The organism is Undibacterium sp. Jales W-56, from assembly GCF_025548535.1.
GTDB lineage: Bacteria > Pseudomonadota > Gammaproteobacteria > Burkholderiales > Burkholderiaceae_D > Undibacterium.
In genome coordinates this window covers 1119905-1137012 of the sequence record NZ_JAJLQW010000001.1, presented here as the reverse complement: position 1 = coordinate 1137012, position 17108 = coordinate 1119905, and the positions used below count along the sequence as shown (strand labels likewise).

Annotated in this window: 16 protein-coding genes; 5 read left to right on the top strand and 11 right to left on the bottom strand. The window is 50.9% G+C overall.

What is annotated here, in order from left to right; genetic code table 11:
- Positions 1–4: 4 nt before the first annotated feature.
- The 8 genes from pilW to surE all read right to left on the bottom strand — a co-directional run bounded on the left by pilW (position 5) and on the right by surE (position 8045).
- The gene (pilW, locus tag LPB67_RS05165) at positions 5–805 is read right to left on the bottom strand and encodes a type IV pilus biogenesis/stability protein PilW (RefSeq protein WP_262835974.1); all 801 of its coding nucleotides are present in this window, start codon (positions 803–805) and stop codon (positions 5–7) included.
- Complete coding sequence (gene rlmN, locus LPB67_RS05160; RefSeq protein ID WP_262835973.1) at positions 802–1959, bottom strand: 23S rRNA (adenine(2503)-C(2))-methyltransferase RlmN; 1158 nt, start codon at positions 1957–1959, stop codon at positions 802–804. Before rlmN ends, pilW begins: the two co-directional genes overlap by 4 nt.
- A gap of 66 nt (positions 1960–2025) precedes the next feature.
- Complete coding sequence (ndk, locus tag LPB67_RS05155) at positions 2026–2451, bottom strand: nucleoside-diphosphate kinase (RefSeq protein WP_262835972.1); 426 nt, start codon at positions 2449–2451, stop codon at positions 2026–2028.
- Positions 2452–2817: 366 nt separating this feature from the next.
- Positions 2818–4152, bottom strand: coding sequence for a 23S rRNA (uracil(1939)-C(5))-methyltransferase RlmD (rlmD, locus tag LPB67_RS05150; protein ID WP_262835971.1), 1335 nt, complete (start codon positions 4150–4152; stop codon positions 2818–2820).
- Between the two features lie 140 nt (positions 4153–4292).
- Positions 4293–5348: an RNA polymerase sigma factor RpoS gene (gene rpoS / locus LPB67_RS05145; RefSeq protein WP_262835970.1), complete on the bottom strand. Its 1056-nt coding sequence runs from the start codon at positions 5346–5348 to the stop codon at positions 4293–4295.
- A gap of 97 nt (positions 5349–5445) precedes the next feature.
- A complete protein-coding gene (locus LPB67_RS05140; protein WP_262836172.1) occupies positions 5446–6396 on the bottom strand; it encodes a peptidoglycan DD-metalloendopeptidase family protein in 951 nt (316 codons plus the stop codon).
- Between the two features lie 42 nt (positions 6397–6438).
- Positions 6439–7299 carry a protein-L-isoaspartate(D-aspartate) O-methyltransferase gene (locus tag LPB67_RS05135; RefSeq protein WP_262835969.1) on the bottom strand — a complete coding sequence of 287 codons (861 nt, stop codon included), beginning with the start codon at positions 7297–7299 and terminating at the stop codon, positions 6439–6441.
- Positions 7296–8045, bottom strand: coding sequence for a 5'/3'-nucleotidase SurE (gene surE / locus LPB67_RS05130; RefSeq protein ID WP_262835968.1), 750 nt, complete (start codon positions 8043–8045; stop codon positions 7296–7298). The genes LPB67_RS05135 and surE overlap by 4 nt, the downstream gene beginning before the upstream one ends.
- Positions 8046–8153: 108 nt before the next feature.
- Between surE and LPB67_RS05125 the strand changes: the two genes are divergently transcribed.
- The 5 genes from LPB67_RS05125 (at position 8154) to LPB67_RS05105 (ending at position 14027) form a co-directional block, all read left to right on the top strand.
- A complete protein-coding gene (locus LPB67_RS05125; RefSeq protein ID WP_262835967.1) occupies positions 8154–9134 on the top strand; it encodes an NADPH:quinone oxidoreductase family protein in 981 nt (326 codons plus the stop codon).
- A 476-nt stretch (positions 9135–9610) separates the two neighbouring features.
- A complete protein-coding gene (locus LPB67_RS05120) occupies positions 9611–10639 on the top strand; it encodes a LacI family DNA-binding transcriptional regulator (protein ID WP_262835966.1) in 1029 nt (342 codons plus the stop codon).
- Between the two features lie 235 nt (positions 10640–10874).
- Positions 10875–11417, top strand: a complete 543-nt coding sequence (locus tag LPB67_RS05115; protein ID WP_410482698.1) for a gluconokinase — start codon at positions 10875–10877, stop codon at positions 11415–11417.
- Positions 11418–11524: 107 nt separating this feature from the next.
- Positions 11525–12829, top strand: a complete 1305-nt coding sequence (locus tag LPB67_RS05110; RefSeq protein ID WP_262835965.1) for an MFS transporter — start codon at positions 11525–11527, stop codon at positions 12827–12829.
- A 130-nt stretch (positions 12830–12959) separates the two neighbouring features.
- Positions 12960–14027, top strand: coding sequence for a porin (locus tag LPB67_RS05105; protein WP_262835964.1), 1068 nt, complete (start codon positions 12960–12962; stop codon positions 14025–14027).
- Positions 14028–14225: 198 nt separating this feature from the next.
- Here LPB67_RS05105 and LPB67_RS05100 read toward each other — a convergent pair whose 3' ends face one another.
- The 3 genes from LPB67_RS05100 to LPB67_RS05090 all read right to left on the bottom strand — a co-directional run bounded on the left by LPB67_RS05100 (position 14226) and on the right by LPB67_RS05090 (position 17106).
- The gene (locus tag LPB67_RS05100) at positions 14226–15482 is read right to left on the bottom strand and encodes an HD-GYP domain-containing protein (protein WP_262835963.1); all 1257 of its coding nucleotides are present in this window, start codon (positions 15480–15482) and stop codon (positions 14226–14228) included.
- Between the two features lie 206 nt (positions 15483–15688).
- A complete protein-coding gene (locus LPB67_RS05095) occupies positions 15689–16525 on the bottom strand; it encodes a uracil-DNA glycosylase (RefSeq protein ID WP_262835962.1) in 837 nt (278 codons plus the stop codon).
- 8 nt (positions 16526–16533) lie between these two features.
- Complete coding sequence (locus LPB67_RS05090; protein ID WP_262835961.1) at positions 16534–17106, bottom strand: type II secretion system protein N; 573 nt, start codon at positions 17104–17106, stop codon at positions 16534–16536.
- Positions 17107–17108 lie beyond the last annotated feature (2 nt).

Genomic DNA, 17108 nt, shown 5'->3' with positions numbered 1-17108 from the left:
TGCATCACTCATCAAAAGCCCCGCGCTGAAATAGTAGATATTCTTTGGAGTTCGGATGACGTCGACGCAATTGCGTCGCCAGGCCGCTAACTGCCGACTGGTCACCAAGTTTATTTTCTACTTTAATCGCAAGCCAGAGTACATCGGCCGCGTAAACCTCGTCCTTCAGAACGCGATTGACATAAAACTTCGCCTTCTCGTATTCGCCTCTATCGTAATACACCTTCGACAAATTGGCGTTGATCGTCAAACTGGCCGGATCCTCGCGAAAACCCATCAGGAAATATTTTTCAGCAGCAGCCAGATCCTTCAATCGCAAGCTGCACACGCCTGCGTTATTGAGTGCTTTGGCCGGCGTCGGATAGCTAGAATCCTTGATGGCTCTCTCAAAATACGGCATCGCCTGTTTCTCATGTCCGTTATTACACAAAAACCAACCGTAGTTATTCGCAATATCCGAGTTATTTGGCGCCAGCTTCAGGGCATGCTGAAAATTATCTTCCGCCAATTGCTTTTCGCCCATATCCATGAAAATCAAGGCTCGGACACTATAAGCGTCAACCAGATCAGGCTCTACCAACAACGCCTGGCGGATCTCGTCCAGCGCGACTTTTTGTTGGCCTTGCTGGTAGTAGCCAATCGCGAGTTGCATGCGAATCGCAGCGCGCTTTTGCAATTCAGCTTTTTCTACAGTAGGCGTCGATTCCTGCTGAGACCCCTCAAGCTTTTTGCTTGCACATGCGGACAAAATCAGCGCTAACAAAACGCCAGATAAAACACGGTAGTGCAAGCCAACAATTTTCACTGAGTGATCTCCACGATCTTGCCAAAATTTTTACCGAACTTGGTTTGATATTCCGCCATTTTTTGCATGCGCTCCTGCACACGCGTCCTGTCCTGCACTTCACCTGCCAACTGCCCGCACGCCGCATCGATATCGTCACCACGCGTTTTACGGACGGTCGTCACCAGCCCTGCATCCATCAATACCTGAGCGAATGCCTTGATGCGTGGATTTGCCGAACGCTTCAAACCGGATTCAGGAAACGGGTTAAATGGAATCAAATTAAATTTGCACGGCACATTTTTTACCAGCTGCACCAATTCACGTGCATGCTGATCCGTGTCATTGACACCATCCAGCATGCAATATTCAAACGTGATGAAATCGCGCGGCGCAAACTCAAGATAACGCTTGCATGCCGCCATCAACTCCTGCAAAGGATGCTTCTTATTCAGCGGAATCAGGCTATCGCGCAACGCATCGTTCGATGCATGCAGCGATACTGCCAAAGCGACCGCACATTCTTGCGACAACTTATCGATCATCGGCACCACGCCGCTAGTCGACAAAGTTACACGGCGACGCGACAAGCCATAAGCATTATCATCCAGCATCAGACGCAATGCAGTTACCGTCGGTTCAAAATTCAACAAAGGCTCACCCATGCCCATCATCACGACATTCGTGATCTGACGTTCACCTTTCGGGCCAGGCGGAATGCCCTTGGTTTCGCGCAGCAAAAATTCAGCCATCCACAACTGGCCAATAATTTCACCCACGCTTAAATTACGATTAAAACCCTGCTTACCCGTCGAGCAGAAACGGCAATTCACCGCGCAGCCTGCCTGGGTAGAAATACATAGAGTCCCGCGATTTTCTTCGGGGATAAAAACAGTTTCAACCGCATTGCCTTGTCCCACATCCAGCAACCACTTACGCGTACCATCAGTGGATGTATGGTCGCTGATAATGGCGGGAGCGGCGATAAAGGCACGCGTTGATAATTTTTCTCTCAGAGATTTTGCGAGATCGCTCATCTCTTCGAAATTGCTGGCGCCGAACTGGTGTATCCAGCGCTGCAATTGTTTGGCGCGAAACGGCTTCTCACCCAACTCGCCGCAATAAGCGACGAGTTGCGCAGGATCCAGATCCAACAAATTGGTGAGTGCCGTCATATGCATCTTCTTTCACGCCTTGCTTCTGCAACACTGCAAACGCAAGGCGACATTACAATAAAACGATTAACGCGAGTACACGTTCAAAGCTGGGAAGAAATAAGCAATTTCAACTGCAGCTGTTTCAACTGCGTCAGAACCGTGCACTGCATTTGCGTCGATGGACTCAGCGAAATCAGCGCGGATTGTGCCTTTTTCTGCCTTCTTCGGATCAGTTGCACCCATCAGGTCACGATTTTTCAAAATCGCGCCTTCGCCTTCCAGCACTTGCACAAAAACCGGACCAGAGATCATGAAATCAACCAGATCCTTGAAAAACGGGCGAGCCGCATGAACTGCGTAGAAGCCTTCTGCTTCAGCACGTGACAATTGTGTCAGGCGAGCAGCCACTACTTTCAAACCAGCGACTTCAAAGCGGCTGACAATTTGACCGATCACATTTTTTGCAACTGCGTCAGGCTTAATAATAGACAATGTACGTTCGATAGCCATCTAAAAAACTCCAATAAAATGAAAGGGTTAAGACAAAATTTCAAGAATTCATCTAACCTTAGATTTTATCACGAAACAGCAGTAGCTAGGTATTTGTCAATGAAAGCCATTACCATCGAGAATTATTTTCTTTATTGCCATGAATTGCAAGTCTTTCATGCAAAAGATCTCAGGCAGCAACGCACCGGAATCATGGAAATTCCTGGCAAACCTGGCAAGTGCAAAAAAACGAGCTGGATTTCAACCAGCTCATTTATCTAACTCATTCACCTAAATCAGGGAGTATGCCTAAAAATCAATCTAGGCGCGCAACTTAACGGCGGCATTTAAAATATACCCCTACCAGTATTGTATATCATGCGCCAATTACATCAAATCGAAAACCGCCATCGATTCCACATGCGAAGTATGCGGGAACATATTCACGACACCCGCAAAACTGAGCCGGTAACCCGCCTGCCCGACCAACATGCCGGCGTCGCGCGCCAGAGTGGACGGACTGCAGGATACGTAGACAATGCGTTTAGGCTTCAATTCCGGCGCCAGTTCCCCCAGATCGATTAAAGCCTGACACACAGCCATCGCACCATCGCGCGGCGGATCAACCAGGAACCGGTCAAATTTCCCCAAAGCGATGAAATCTTGCGCCGTAATGTCAAACAAATTTCGAGTGCTGAACGAAGTCGAATCTTGCAAACCGTTGGCCAATGCGTTTTCTTGCGCGCGCCCGGTCAAGGTATCACTTCCCTCGATACCGACCACTGTTCTCGCCATCGTGGCGATTGGCAAAGTGAAGTTACCCAATCCGCAAAACAAGTCGGCAATCCGTTCGTCAGGCTGCGCGTCGAGCATGCGCAAGGCGCGCTCGACCAGCACCCGGTTGATATGGTGATTGACCTGGGTAAAATCCGTTGGCTTGAACGGCATCTTGATGCCAAACTCCGGCAGCAGGTAATGCAATTCGCTTTGTTCAGGATAAAACGGCGTTGCGGTCTCCGGACCTTTGGTTTGCAGCCACCACTGCACTGCATATTGATCCGCAAATGCACGCAGCTTCATCTCGTCTTCTGCGCTCAGAGGTGCCAAAATACGTAACACCATGGCAGTCACACCCTCGCCAATTCCCAGTTCAATTTGCGGCAATTCATCGACGATGGACAAACTCGCGACCAAGCCACGTAGCGGCATTAACATGGCGGAGACATGCGGCGGCAGTATTTCGCAGGTTTCCATATTGGCGACGTAACGGGATTTTTTTTCATGAAAACCGACCAGCACTGTAGCTTTTTTCTTCACATTGCGTACCGACAAACGCGCGCGGTAACGATAACCCCAGGTCGGCCCGAAGATCGGACGCAGCATGGTATCGGCTTTGACCTTACCGAGATGCCATAAATTATCTTCCAGCACACGCTGCTTCATGGCGACCTGCGCGCTGGCATCCAGATGCTGCATAGAGCAGCCGCCACATAGACCGAAGTAAGCGCACTTAGGCTGCACCCTCTGCGAAGATTCGCGCACCAATTGCGTCATGGTGGCAGCTTCCCAACTGGCTTTCTTTTTAAAGGTTTGGAAACCCACTTCTTCGCCGGGTAAAGCCCCCTCCACAAAGACCACCTTACCGGGACTGCCATCTTCATTTTCAAGATGACCAACGCCGCGGGCGTCCATATCAAGGGAGCGGATATTAATTGTTTTCATAGTGAACAAGGCGTGACATCGTCGTCACGCCGGTTAGGAAATATTCAGAAAGCGGGATTATAAGAGAATCTGACCGGCCATCCGCAATTGATGCAGGGAATTTGCATCACGACCGGCGCTAGAGAGAAAACGAAACGAGACTACAGCAAGGCATCCCGACCTACGCCGCGCGATGCGAATGAGCGCTTCAGCTTAATCAATGCTTCTTGCTGAATCTGGCGCACACGCTCGCGTGTGATGCCCATTTCATCCGCCAGGGTTTCCAGGGTCGCAGGATCATCATTATCCAGACCGAAGCGGCGCACAATGACGATTCTTTGTTTGTCAGGCAATTTAGATAACCAGTCGCGTACCAGGATAGTCATTTCATGATGTTCAGCACGAATATCCGGCGTGTCTTCGCTATCGCCGGGCAGCATGTCCATCAGGCTTGACTGCGGATCATTATCCAGCGGCGTATCGAGAGAAGTTGCGTGCTCGGATAAGGCCAGAATATCCTGCACCTCATCGATCGGCCTGTCCACCAGATGCGCAATATCTTCCAGCGCAGCGTCACGACCGTCATGTTGCTGCGATTCGAGATGATATTTGGCGCGCAGAATTTGGTTCAGTTCACGAACCATGTGCACCGGCAAGCGGATCGTCCTCGCCTGATTCATGATAGCGCGCTCAATACTCTGGCGTATCCACCAGGTCGCATAGGTAGAAAACCGGAAACCGCGCTCCGGCTCAAACTTGTCAATCGCATGCATCAGGCCAAGATTGCCCTCCTCTATCATATCGAGCAGAGCAACGCCGCGGTTGATATAGTGTTTTGCGATAGAGACGACCAGACGTAAATTGTGCTCGATCATTTTTTGACGAGCCTCAAAATTACCCTGCTTCGCTAACGTTGCGTAATGCAGCTCTTCGGCAACTGCAAACAAGGGACGAGTGCCGATTTGATTCAGATAATGCTGCGTGGTGTCGGTCGACAGTTCAGCCGCCAATACCGTTTTTAATTCGTCAATCGGGGCGACGATTAAAGAAATAGGATTATCGTTTTGTCCGTCCTGACTATCTTGTACCTCCTCAGTCTCGTCCTCAGAAAAATCTGAAGGGACAGCCAACTGCTCGGTCGCCACATCAACGAGACGATCCTGATCGTCCTCTATTTCAGTCGATTGCAGTTGATGCTTGGAAGAAGTATTCGGCATAGTTGAGGTAATAAAACGACTTATCCTATTTTAATGACGCTAAGAAAACTCACCAAAAATTAAACGCATCGGCAATACGCTTGCTTTCTTTTGATTGCTACTGACGGGGTAAAAATTTTGAAGGATCGACCGGCTTGCCTTGTTGACGGATTTCAAAATGCAGCTTCACAGCATCGCTGTCGGAATTCCCCATCTCGGCAATTTTTTGACCTTTATTAATTGCCTGGCCTTCTTTCACCAAGATCGCTTTATTGTGCGCATAAGCCGAAAGCAAGGTGTTGGTATGCTTGATAATAACAAGGTTACCATAACCACGTATTCCACTCCCCGCATACATGACCTTACCGGCACCGGCTGCCAGCACATCTTGCCCTAATTTACCCGAGATATCCAAACCCTTGTTTTTAGCCTCGTCATAACCGGCAATCACCTTGCCATCTGCCGGCCACATCCAGTCCACCGATTCCGTCTCTGCCGGAGCTGGGGCAAGGTCGACTGGTTTTGGCGGAGTGGCAATCTCCGGCTTCGACACACTGGCAACAACTGGCGCAACAACCGTTGCATTCGGCGCATCTGACTTTTGCATCTCCGCTAAAGCCGCTTCGGAATAAGGACGCTTATCACCGCGCGGACCGGTTTTATTCGCGGATGGATTGAGCGACGACAAAGGCCGGACTTCAGCGCCTGGACTGCTGACAACCGCGCCTGTTTGCACACTGGCGCTGCCATCGGGAGGCGCTATGCGCAACACCTGATCGACTTTGATATCATTCGGGTTTTTAAGATTATTCCAGGTCACGATGTCGCTATAGCTTTGACCGTGATCCAATGCAATGCGAAATAAAGTATCGCCTTTTTTGACGATATAGATATTACGCGCATCTACAGGCTTGGCCGCAAGCCCTGTCTCAGACGCTGCCATATTTGACGGATTCTGCGTTCTGCCGTCGACACCGCGTTCGACCACCGGCGCATTATTTGGCGTAGTGCTACAAGCACTGATCAGAGCCAGCAAGATTGACGCCGTTACTAGTTTATATTTCTTCATACTCATTACGAATTCACTTGATTAAACATCTGCGCATCAACATCAGATGACGCCTTGGTGCAAAGGGACGAAATGACAGCGTTCCAATACCGAACTTTTCCATTCATTTTTCGCCGTACGTTGAATTAATTGCAGAACTTGGCTGGCGCCGCCAACAGGAGCGATCAAGCGTCCACCAATTGTCAGCTGTTCCAACAAGGCTTTTGGCACTTCCATACCTGCTGCAGCCATAATGATACCGTCAAACGGTGCAACCTGAGGCAATCCCAACATACCATCGCCGTAATGCAAGCGAATATTGGCAATCCGCATGGGCCGCAAATTATTTTTTGCCAGCTCATGCAAGGCTTTTATACGCTCAATAGAAAATACTTCCTTGGCCACCAGTGACAGGACGGCGGCCTGATAACCGCAGCCCGTACCGATTTCCAATACGCGATTTAAATTGCCTCCATCGCGCATAATTTCTGTCATGCGGGCAACGATATAAGGTTGCGAGATGGTTTGATGATGCCCGATTGGAAGCGCGGCATCGATGTATGCCTGGCTGGCCAATCCCGACTGCACAAACAAATGCCTTGGAATGGCTTCAAGTGCGGACAGCACCAGTTGATCTTTGACGCCTTGTTGCGCCACTCTTGCCACCATGGCGCGTCGCACAGCGTCAGATACTAATGGACTGCTAGGCTGATTCGGAGTGATTTTTTGCTGGGCAATTTTGGTTGGCGGCACCGCTTGGGCTGTCGTGAACTGCTTTTTTGTCGTTCCGTGCGTCAGCGCATTTTGCATCGCGGTTTGCTGGGTTGCCGTTTTAGGGGCATGCGTTGGCCGTACCGTTGCTTTGCCGGCCCGGTCCACTACTGACGACAAGCTGAGCGGGAAGCGTTTGCCGTCTTTGTTCATATCACACCGGCTCCGAATTCGCTTTGCAATTGGGCCAGTTGCCGGGTATTGGTTAAATCAATCTGCAGCGGCGTCAGCGATACATAGCCCTGCCCTGTCACATAAAAATCCGTGCCCTCACCGGCATCTTTGGCCATCCCCGGAGGCCCTATCCAATAGATCTCCCGCCCATGTGGATCAAACGCTTTAATTACCGGTTCGGAAGTATGACGTTTGCCCAATCTGGCGGCCTTGACGCCTTTAATCTCTGCGTAATCGAGATTAGGAATATTCACATTCAACAAAAACGGCTGGCTTAAAGTCGGGAAACCTCGCTCTATCATTTCGCGGGCCGTTCTCGCAGCAGCATCCAGGTGCGCCCAGCCTTTGTCCACTTGTGAAAAAGCGATGGCAGGAATGCCGAACAGATATCCCTCAGTTGCCGCAGCAACAGTACCCGAATACAGGGTATCGTCGCCCATGTTTTGTCCCTGATTAATACCGGACACGATTAAATCCGGCCTGGTCGGCATAATCGCCGTCAAGGCAATGTGCACGCAATCTGAAGGAGTACCATTGACGAAATAATAGCCGTTTGCCGCACGATAGGCAGACAGAGGTCGATCTAGCGTCAAAGCATTTGAACTACCGGATCGATTGCTGTCCGGTGCTACTACAGTAACCTCCGCAATTGCGGATAAAGCATCGGCCAGGGCAATGATGCCGGGCGCAAGGTAACCATCGTCATTACTGATCAGGATTTTCATGTCTGACATTTTAACCGATGCAACTTTGCAAAATCAGACAACCGGCTGTTTTTTGCGGCATAATCATAAAATCAAACGACCGTACTATTTTAATCAGGAGACAAAGACATGAAAGCGGTATTGTGCAAAGCCTGGGGATTACCCGACACCTTGGTAGTAGAAGATTTACCGGATCTGTTGCCTGGCGCAGGACAGGTCGTGATCGATGTCAAAGCAGCGGGGGTTAACTTTCCCGATGTGCTCATCATCCAGAATAAATATCAATTCAAGCCGGAATTGCCGTTCATCCCGGGTAGCGAACTCTCCGGCGTGGTGCGAGCCGTCGGTGAAGGCGTTAGCAAGATCAAGGTCGGCGACAAAGTGATTGCCTTCATCGGTCATGGCGCATTTGCCCAGCAAGTCGTGGCACCCGCTCAGGCGGTGATGCCAATGCCTCCCGGCATGGACTTTGACACCGCAGCGGCCATCACGCTGACCTATGGCACCTCGCACCATGCGGTGGTTGATCGCGCTCAATTGAAAGCGGGCGAAACCATGCTGGTGCTGGGTGCGGCGGGTGGCGTCGGTCTGGCGGCAATAGAAATTGGCAAGGCATTAGGAGCGCGTGTCATTGCCGCGGCCTCTTCGGATGAAAAACTCGCTATTTGCAAAGAGCATGGCGCTGATCTGACGATCAATTACAGCACCGAAGATTTGCGTGAGGCGATCAAAGCAGCCACTGATGGCAAAGGACCGGATGTAATTTACGACCCGGTTGGCGGCATTTATGCTGAGCCCGCATTCCGCTCCATCGCCTGGCGCGGTCGCTACCTGGTGATCGGATTCGCCAATGGAGAAATCCCTAAGCTGCCTTTAAATCTGACTTTGCTAAAAGGCGCATCGCTGGTCGGTGTGTTCTGGGGCGAATTTGCCAAGCGTGAGCCGAAAGCCAATATGGCGGCGATGGGCGAATTGATGGGCTGGTTAGCGCAAGGCAAAATCAAACCACATATCTCGGGCCGCTATTCGCTCAAAGATACGGCAATTGCCCTGAACGACATCGCGGCACGCAAAGTCACCGGAAAAGTCGTCATCCAGCCAGAAAAATAAATCCGCAAATTGCAAATTAATTCACCGCAGACAAAACACCCTCATCAGGCAATACGGTTCAGTGAAGTTTTTTTCTGATAACCCAATCGACCAATGTTAAGGAGCGTTTTAACGGCCCGCTCGCCTTGACGACTGGGCCGTTTTCATTCAGGAGTGCAGGCAGCCTTTGGCTAGCGCCTTGAAATAAGAATGGCAATTTGCCGCCCAACGGATGTACCGCAACGCTTTACCGATCAAGGGCTGGCAGATCGTCGAGAACTTCGCGGCTGGATTACCTCTCCTAAAATGCGAAGGCGATAACACCGGATCGAATATCTGCGCTTACAATGCCCCATCTTTGCTATGCAAAATAATTGATTCATGTGAAAGTACGGAAGCGGCTTTCAGACCATATTTTCTATGGATTTTTATACGGCCTTTCGTATGGTATAAAGTACCCTCCATCATTTGTTAACGCTAACATTTTTTTGCTTTTTATGACCAAAGCTCAGACCATCAGGGGACGCGCAAGCGGCAAAATCACGCTGGCCGAAGTAGCCGCCAAAGCGGGCGTTGCCAGCATGACCGCCTCGCGCGCCATTAATCAGCCTGACCTGGTTTCCGCTAGTCTGCGCCAGCGCGTGGAGCAGGCCGTGGCGGAATTGGGTTATGTGCCGAACCGGGCGGCGCGGGCGCTGGCATCGGCGCAATCGAATGTGATTGTGGTGTTAGTGCCATCCTTGTCGAATGCCGTGTTTACCGAAGTGCTGGCAGGCATTCAGGATGCGCTGGATGCCGACGATTATCAAATCCTGATCGGCAATACCCGTTATTCGGATGCCGAAGAAGAAAAATTACTGGGCATTTATCTGCAGTCGAATCCGGATGGCATCCTGCTATCAGGCATGTCGCATAGCCCGCGGGTAGAACAGATTCTGCAAGCTTCGCAGGTACCTATCGTATCCATGATGGATCTGGCGGAAAAAGGGAGTGCGTTTACAGTCGGTTTTTCACAGTCTCAGGCTGGCTACACCATGACCCGTTACCTGCTGGATAAAGGCCACTGCCGCATTGGCTTCATGGGCGCGCAGCTTGACGAGCGGACATTAAAACGTGCCGAAGGTTATCGCAAAGCGATGCGTGAAGCCGGTATGTATGACAGCAAACTCGAAGTCATGGTCGGCGACCCTTCGACTATTGCGCTCGGCGCGGAATTACTGGGGCGCATGCTGTCGGTGGTCCCTGATTGCGATGCGATTTTCTGCTGCAATGACGATCTGGCGCACGGTGCGATTTACCAATGCCAGCGGCGCGGAATCGCCGTTCCGGAGCAAATAGCGATTTGCGGCTTCAATGATTTACCGGCCTCCGCCTGGATGAAACCGTCCGTCACGACGATCAGCACGCCACGCTATCGGGTCGGCTTTGAAGCCGCAGCCTTATTACGCTCCATCATCCGCAAAGAAACAGTCGCTCAACCCCAGATCGATCTGGGATTCACCTTAATGGCTCGCGAAAGCGCCTAAAAAACCACATGCCGGAAACGCTGTCAGCCACCGAAGCTGAAGCACTTCTCCCGCCATCCGCTCCTGCGATAACGGGTATTTTTCATCTTTTTTATTTCACTTTCAGCTTATTTTCATAGCCTTTCCATGCTGCTTCGCAACATGGATTTTTCTTTACAAATCTGCCGCGATCATTAAACTCCGATCTTAATGTTAGCGCTATCATTTGAATGGCAACTTTTCCAGGAATATTCTTGTGAACTACCACCTTGATCAACAAGCCGCCGCATCCTTATCCTCCCTCCGCTGGGTAGTGATGGGGGTCTGCGGTTGCGGTAAGAGTGAAATCGGTCAGCGTCTGGCCAACGAACTCGCTATCCCTTTTATCGAAGGCGATAAATATCATCCGCCAGCCAACATTCTGAAAATGCAGGCCGCTATTCCGCTGACCGATATTGACCGGGCTGATTGGCTACAACAATTGAAGCAACAGCTTGCTGCTGCGCGGGCAAAAGGACAGGGGTTGGTACTGTCCTGCTCGGCATTGAAGCGCGCATACCGCGATCTGCTACGTGAAGCCGATCCTGCTCTGGTATTCGTACATTTGGATGGTGACCGTGAACTGATCACTGCCCGCATGCGTGCCCGCAACGATCACTTCATGCCTTTGTCGCTGCTCGATAGCCAGCTTGCAGATTTGCAAGCGCTGCAAGCCGACGAACAGAGCATTCGCCTGAATATTCAAAAAGAACCTGCTGTATTGATACAAGAAATTCTGAACTTATCGGCTACGCGCTGATGGTGGTCATTTCGTTTTACTGATGTCATCCCGATGCACCGTAGCACCCAACGCAGCTAATGCCCAACCAATACACAACCAATAACGATACCCTCAAGGAGACAAGCATGAAACCACCTCATTCACCAACAATTCCACGACGACGCTGGGGCATAGGCGCCTTGCTCGGCGTCGGCGTCCTGATCAATTACATTGATCGTATCGGCCTGTCCGTCGCTGCACCGCAAATCCAGGAATTATTCAAACTCAGCGCCATCGACATGGGATTGCTGTTCAGTGCATTCGCCTGGTCGTATGCCACATTGCAGATTCCGGTAGGCATGCTGCTGGACAAATTCGGCCCGACCCGCGTCGGTCGCTGGGGCGCTTTCTTATGGGGTGTGGCGTCCACCATTACGGCATTTTCCAGCGGTTTTGCGGGTATCTTTTTTGCGCGGGTTTTGCTCGGCATCGCGGAAGCGCCGGCATTTCCTGTCAGCTCGAAAGCGACCGGTTACTGGTTCCCGCGCAGGGAGCGCGGTCTGGCAACGGCAATTTTCGATGCCGCTGCTAAATTCTCCAATGTGATCGGTGTGCCGCTGGTGGCCGTGACCGTGGTGAGTTTCGGCTGGCGTTGGGGCTTCGGCCTGACTGCGGTGCTGAGCTTCTTGTATTTCATTGCATTCTGGATTTTTTACCGCGACCCGAGTGCCGACCCGCATTTATCCAAAGCGGAACTCGATTACATCCAGCAAGGCGGTGCAGCACCGGAGGGCAAGGCGGAAAGCGGCGCCATCGGCATGCTGGGTTATTTGCTGAAACAGACCAAGGTCTGGGGATTGACGATCGGCTTTGCAGCCTACGGTTATTCGTTTTACCTGTTCCTGACCTGGCTGCCCGGCTATCTGGTACAAACCATGCATATGAGCATTCTGAAATCGGCCGGCTATGCCGCGATTCCCTGGGTATTTGCAACGATAACCGATCTGTTTGTCGGCGGCTGGCTGATCGATCACCTGATCTCACGCGGCCATGATGAATCGAAGGTGCGCAAAACCGTACTGATCGTCGGCATGCTGTTCGGCCTGGCCGTGTTCGGTGCGACACAGACTGTCGATCCGGTGTGGGCGATTTTCTGGATTTCAATCGCACTCGGCGGCCTGGCTTCGGCCGCACCGGTAGGCTGGTCGCTGCCCTCCTTGATTGCACCTAAGGGCGGTGCCGGCACCATCGGCGGCATCATGAATTTCGTGAACAACCTGATGGGTGCAGCAGCGCCGATCGTCACCGGTTATATCGTCGGCGCCACCAATTCTTTCGCCAATGCGTTCTTTGTCGCAGGTGTGATTTTGTTGATCGGCATTATTTCCTTCGTTTTCGTACTCGGAAAAATCGAGGCTATTCCTGATCCTGTGATCAAGCACAAAAATTGATTTTTTTGTTTTACTGAGCTTATTCAAACCCTGGCAGCGTTGCGATTCAACGCTGCATTCCCATCACCATAAAAAAGTCCCGCCGGGATAAGGAATCCCTGCGCGCTTTTAATGTAAACAGAGAGACGAAATGAAAAAAAATCTAATCGCAATCGCAGGTCTTGCCAGCCTGGGCTTGTTCAGCCACATCGCTTCTGCCCAAAATGCCGTCACCGTATACGGCGTCATGGATCTCGGCATGTCGGTCGATCAGGGCGGCATCAATGGCGCTTCGACGCGGCTCACCAGCGGCATGGCAACCCAGAGCCGCTGGGGAGTTCGCGGTACGGAAGATCTGGGCCAGGGCAATTCCGCTTTCTTCGTGCTGGAGGGCGGCTTGCATGCCGATACCGGCGGATCGACTCAGAACGGCAATTTGTTCGGACGCACTTCGATCGTCGGCCTGAGCAATGCGCTCGGTACAATTTCTTTGGGCTTGCAGGATACGCCTTTCTTCACCACGTTGAATACGGTGGTGGACCCTTTGCGTAACGGCATTGCACGCTCCAACAATCTGATGGCTACCACCGGCTTCCGTGCCGGAAATTCGATTCTGCTCAGAAGCGCCAATTTCAACGGCTACAGCGCCGACCTGATGTATGCTGCAGGCGAAGTCGCCGGCGATATCAATGCCAGCCGGGCTATCGACGGCTCCTTTGGTTATAGCCAGGGACCATTGAATGTGCGGATGGCTTACCATGTCAAAAATAATGACACCGCCAACGTCAAAAACACCGATACCGCACGCAACTTTTTGATAGCTGCCAACTACGACTTTGGTTCAGCCAAAGTATATGCCGGTTACGGCGTCGATAAAGGCCCGAACAGCGCCGCGCTGAACAATAGCGCAGCCAGTTTCGGTGGTGCGGCTCCGACTGCATCCACCGACAGCACTGATCTGCTGCTGGGTGTTTCCGTTCCCTTCGGCGCTAATACTGTCGTAGCTACCTACGTCCGCAAAGACGACAAAACCGCGCTGAATCAGGATGCGCAACAATATGCGCTGGCCTATATGTATGCCTTCTCGAAACGCACCGATATCTACACTTCGTATGCCGTCATCCGCAATCATAACGGCGCAGCGTATACGGAAGGCAATAGCGAAGAACCAGGCCTGGGCAATAAACAATTCACGGTCGGCCTGCGTCACCGGTTCTGATAGCTCCGACCAAATTCAGCGCCGCCCGGAGCAATGAATCCCCCCGGAACAACCCAGCCACTGCGGCAATACCGTTCGGTTAAACTTTTTTGATGATCAGGGCACGCAAAACAAAATGCCGTTCAGGATTAATGAACGGCATTACTTCATTAGCGGTGTCTTGTGTTCAAGCGTCGTAATAAAAATGACGAGAATCAATTAGCCGGATATTGTCGCATCGCCCAGCCAATAACGATTAATGTCTTTCAATCCCCATTTAACTGCATCTTCACGGGCGGCAATCTTATCCTGCAATCCTGGCCTGGCCAGATCAATCAATTCCGGCATGATATATGCCATCGATTTGGTGGAGAAAAACACCCTTACTTTGGGTGACAACAAGGACTTCCCCACCTGCTGTTCAACTACCACGCCTAAGCGGCCAGACTCCAAACGCACCAAGGTTCCTACCGGGAATATACCGATGCTTCTGACGAAAGCCTGGAATACCGTTTCATCAAAATGTCCTTTGCTCCATTCCGCCATTTTCTTCACGGATTCAGCCGGACACCACCCTTGCTTATACGGACGATTCGAGGTGATAGCGTCGTAGACATCGCATACCGCCCCCATTTTGGCAAACAAACTGATCTGATCCCCTGTTAGCCGTTTTGGGTAACCGGAGCCATCGACCTTTTCATGATGATGCAAACAGACGTCGAGTGCCACTTCGCTCAGGCCTTTAACTTCCAGCAGCATCTTATAACCGGCGACCGGATGCTGCTTGACCAAAACGAATTCGGCATCGGTAAGCTTGCCGGGTTTATTCAGAATATCGGCAGATACCATCATCTTGCCGATATCATGCAATAACCCGGCCAAACCGGCTTCGCGGGTTTGCTCATCATTCAATCCCAGTTGCTTGGATAAAGCGATCATCAAAGCACATACGGCAATTGAATGCATATAGGTGTAATCGTCTTTGGTCTTCAATCTCGCCAATCCAATCAATGCGCCGGAATTACGCATGACGGATGTCGCGATTTCTTCAACCAGAGGCAAGGCATTCTCGACTTCAACCGCTTTACCCATGCGGGCTTCATTAAACATCGAGAAAACGGCTTGCTTGGATTTAGTGACTATCTGGGTTGCACGCCCTACTTCATCCGCCATCGAGACGCTGGCGATATCACTGAAGGGTGGTCGTACAGGCCTGACGGCAGCGACAGATTCCTGTGCCTCAACGATGGGACGGGATGGAAGCGGTGGATCTGGATCGGCTGGTACGAACACATCCAGGCCTTTGCTGGTATCGATCCAGGCTTCTTTTATTTTGGTGCTCAATACCTTACTTAGCAGGTTTTGGTCATCAATCATGAAAGACTTTTGCCAGAACGGCGTATCCATCCAGGAGCTGCATAATTCCTGTATATACATCCCGACCCGTAGCTGGTTTGTTTCAATTTTCTTTAGCATGTTTGATATTCATTGCCCAGACTATCTCTGATTACTCATTATCGTATCACCGATAAACCAGGATAGATGACGAATTTCAAGCTGGCCGATTATTCCATCTCCGGTTTCAGATAGACGCAACTGGGATTCATTTTATACGCTGACAAAATGAACAACATCCGAACGAAAATCAGTGCGAAAGAAAATCAAAATCATATATAAATCCATCAACTTGTACTGCTAGTCTTGAAGATTGCTGTGGCCGTTCTTTCAATATCGCTTTGCAGTAAGTGCAAAGGTTTAAAAAAGGATTGCATCTGCCTGTTGCAGATAAACGATAGGTTATACGGATGCTCCGCAATTTCCTGTAAAAATAAATCCGTGACCGGTATTTTTTTTAATTGCTCTGCAATCTTGCCCCACAAAACCAGGCGGACCATCGGCGCCCCCAACACTTCCTGCCGCTGGTTTAATGCCGTTAAAATACTTTGCAAAAATGGCTGCCAGGCTTTTGCATCATTCACGGGGGCAACATCAGAACGGAAAATCAGCGAGGCGTTCAGCAGAAGAAATCCTTGGCCCAATAAATTCTGCTGTAACTCCGGCAAAGTCTGAATCAAGCCGGAACCCCTTAATTTCGCTCGCTGCGCCACTACCGACATCGCCGCGATCGAAGTGTCGGCCTCAGTCAAATACCCCTCCGCGACTAACAGCATTTTTATAAAATTACGCAGGGAAGTCGCACGATTCACCTTCTTCGATAATCCGCCGTCGACCTCATGCGACCAGAGTTCTTTCACCGCGCCGTCCATGAAACAAAAGCCGGTCGCACTTTCAGCTCTGGGATAAGGTCCCTCACCTATCAATACATATCTGACCTGATCGACGGGCAGCGCAAATGCAGCGAATAGACGCCTAGATTCCGGGAGAAAATCGGTTTTTTCCAGTTGCAATAGATAAGCAGGATCGGCTTTATGCAGATCGGATAAGGCAGCGCGTAAAGCGGGGATCCATGATGGATCAACCAGCGTTAGGGCTTGTTCAATGTAAGCGGGGAATTGCAAAGAATAACCTAGCGTTGATTATCTGGAGTCGATGCGGGAGGAGTGACGACAGGCACGCCACCATTGATGGAGATGCCCGGATTCGGACCATTAAAGACTTGTTGATTATTTTGCGGAAATGCAACGGGATTCGGTGGCGGTACCACCGCATTATTGATTGCGGCCGACGGTGAGGCCATGATCGTCGTGGACGGCGGCAATTCGACTCGCTTGATAATACCGTTCTCGGAAATCAGAATATATTGCGCATGCACTTCTTGCAGCGTGATGCCTGCCGATAATTCCTGGTTGATGCCAACCGCTTGAGCAGGTTTGCCATTGGCACTGACAATCGCCACGCTATCATTCATACGCCTGGCGAGTATCACACCCTTTAATTGATAATTGCTGGCGGCCTGTGCGATCTGGCTGGCACCGAAGATATTTCCCCATTGACCGGCACCCGGTTCAAACGCCACGACCTGGGACGGCACCGCAACGGCGCGCGGTTTAGGTTTAAAGAGTTGAATACCCCAAAAACTGAGCGACATACAAACAACGATAAACATCAAAAAACTGACGATAAGAGGTACACGCTTCATTT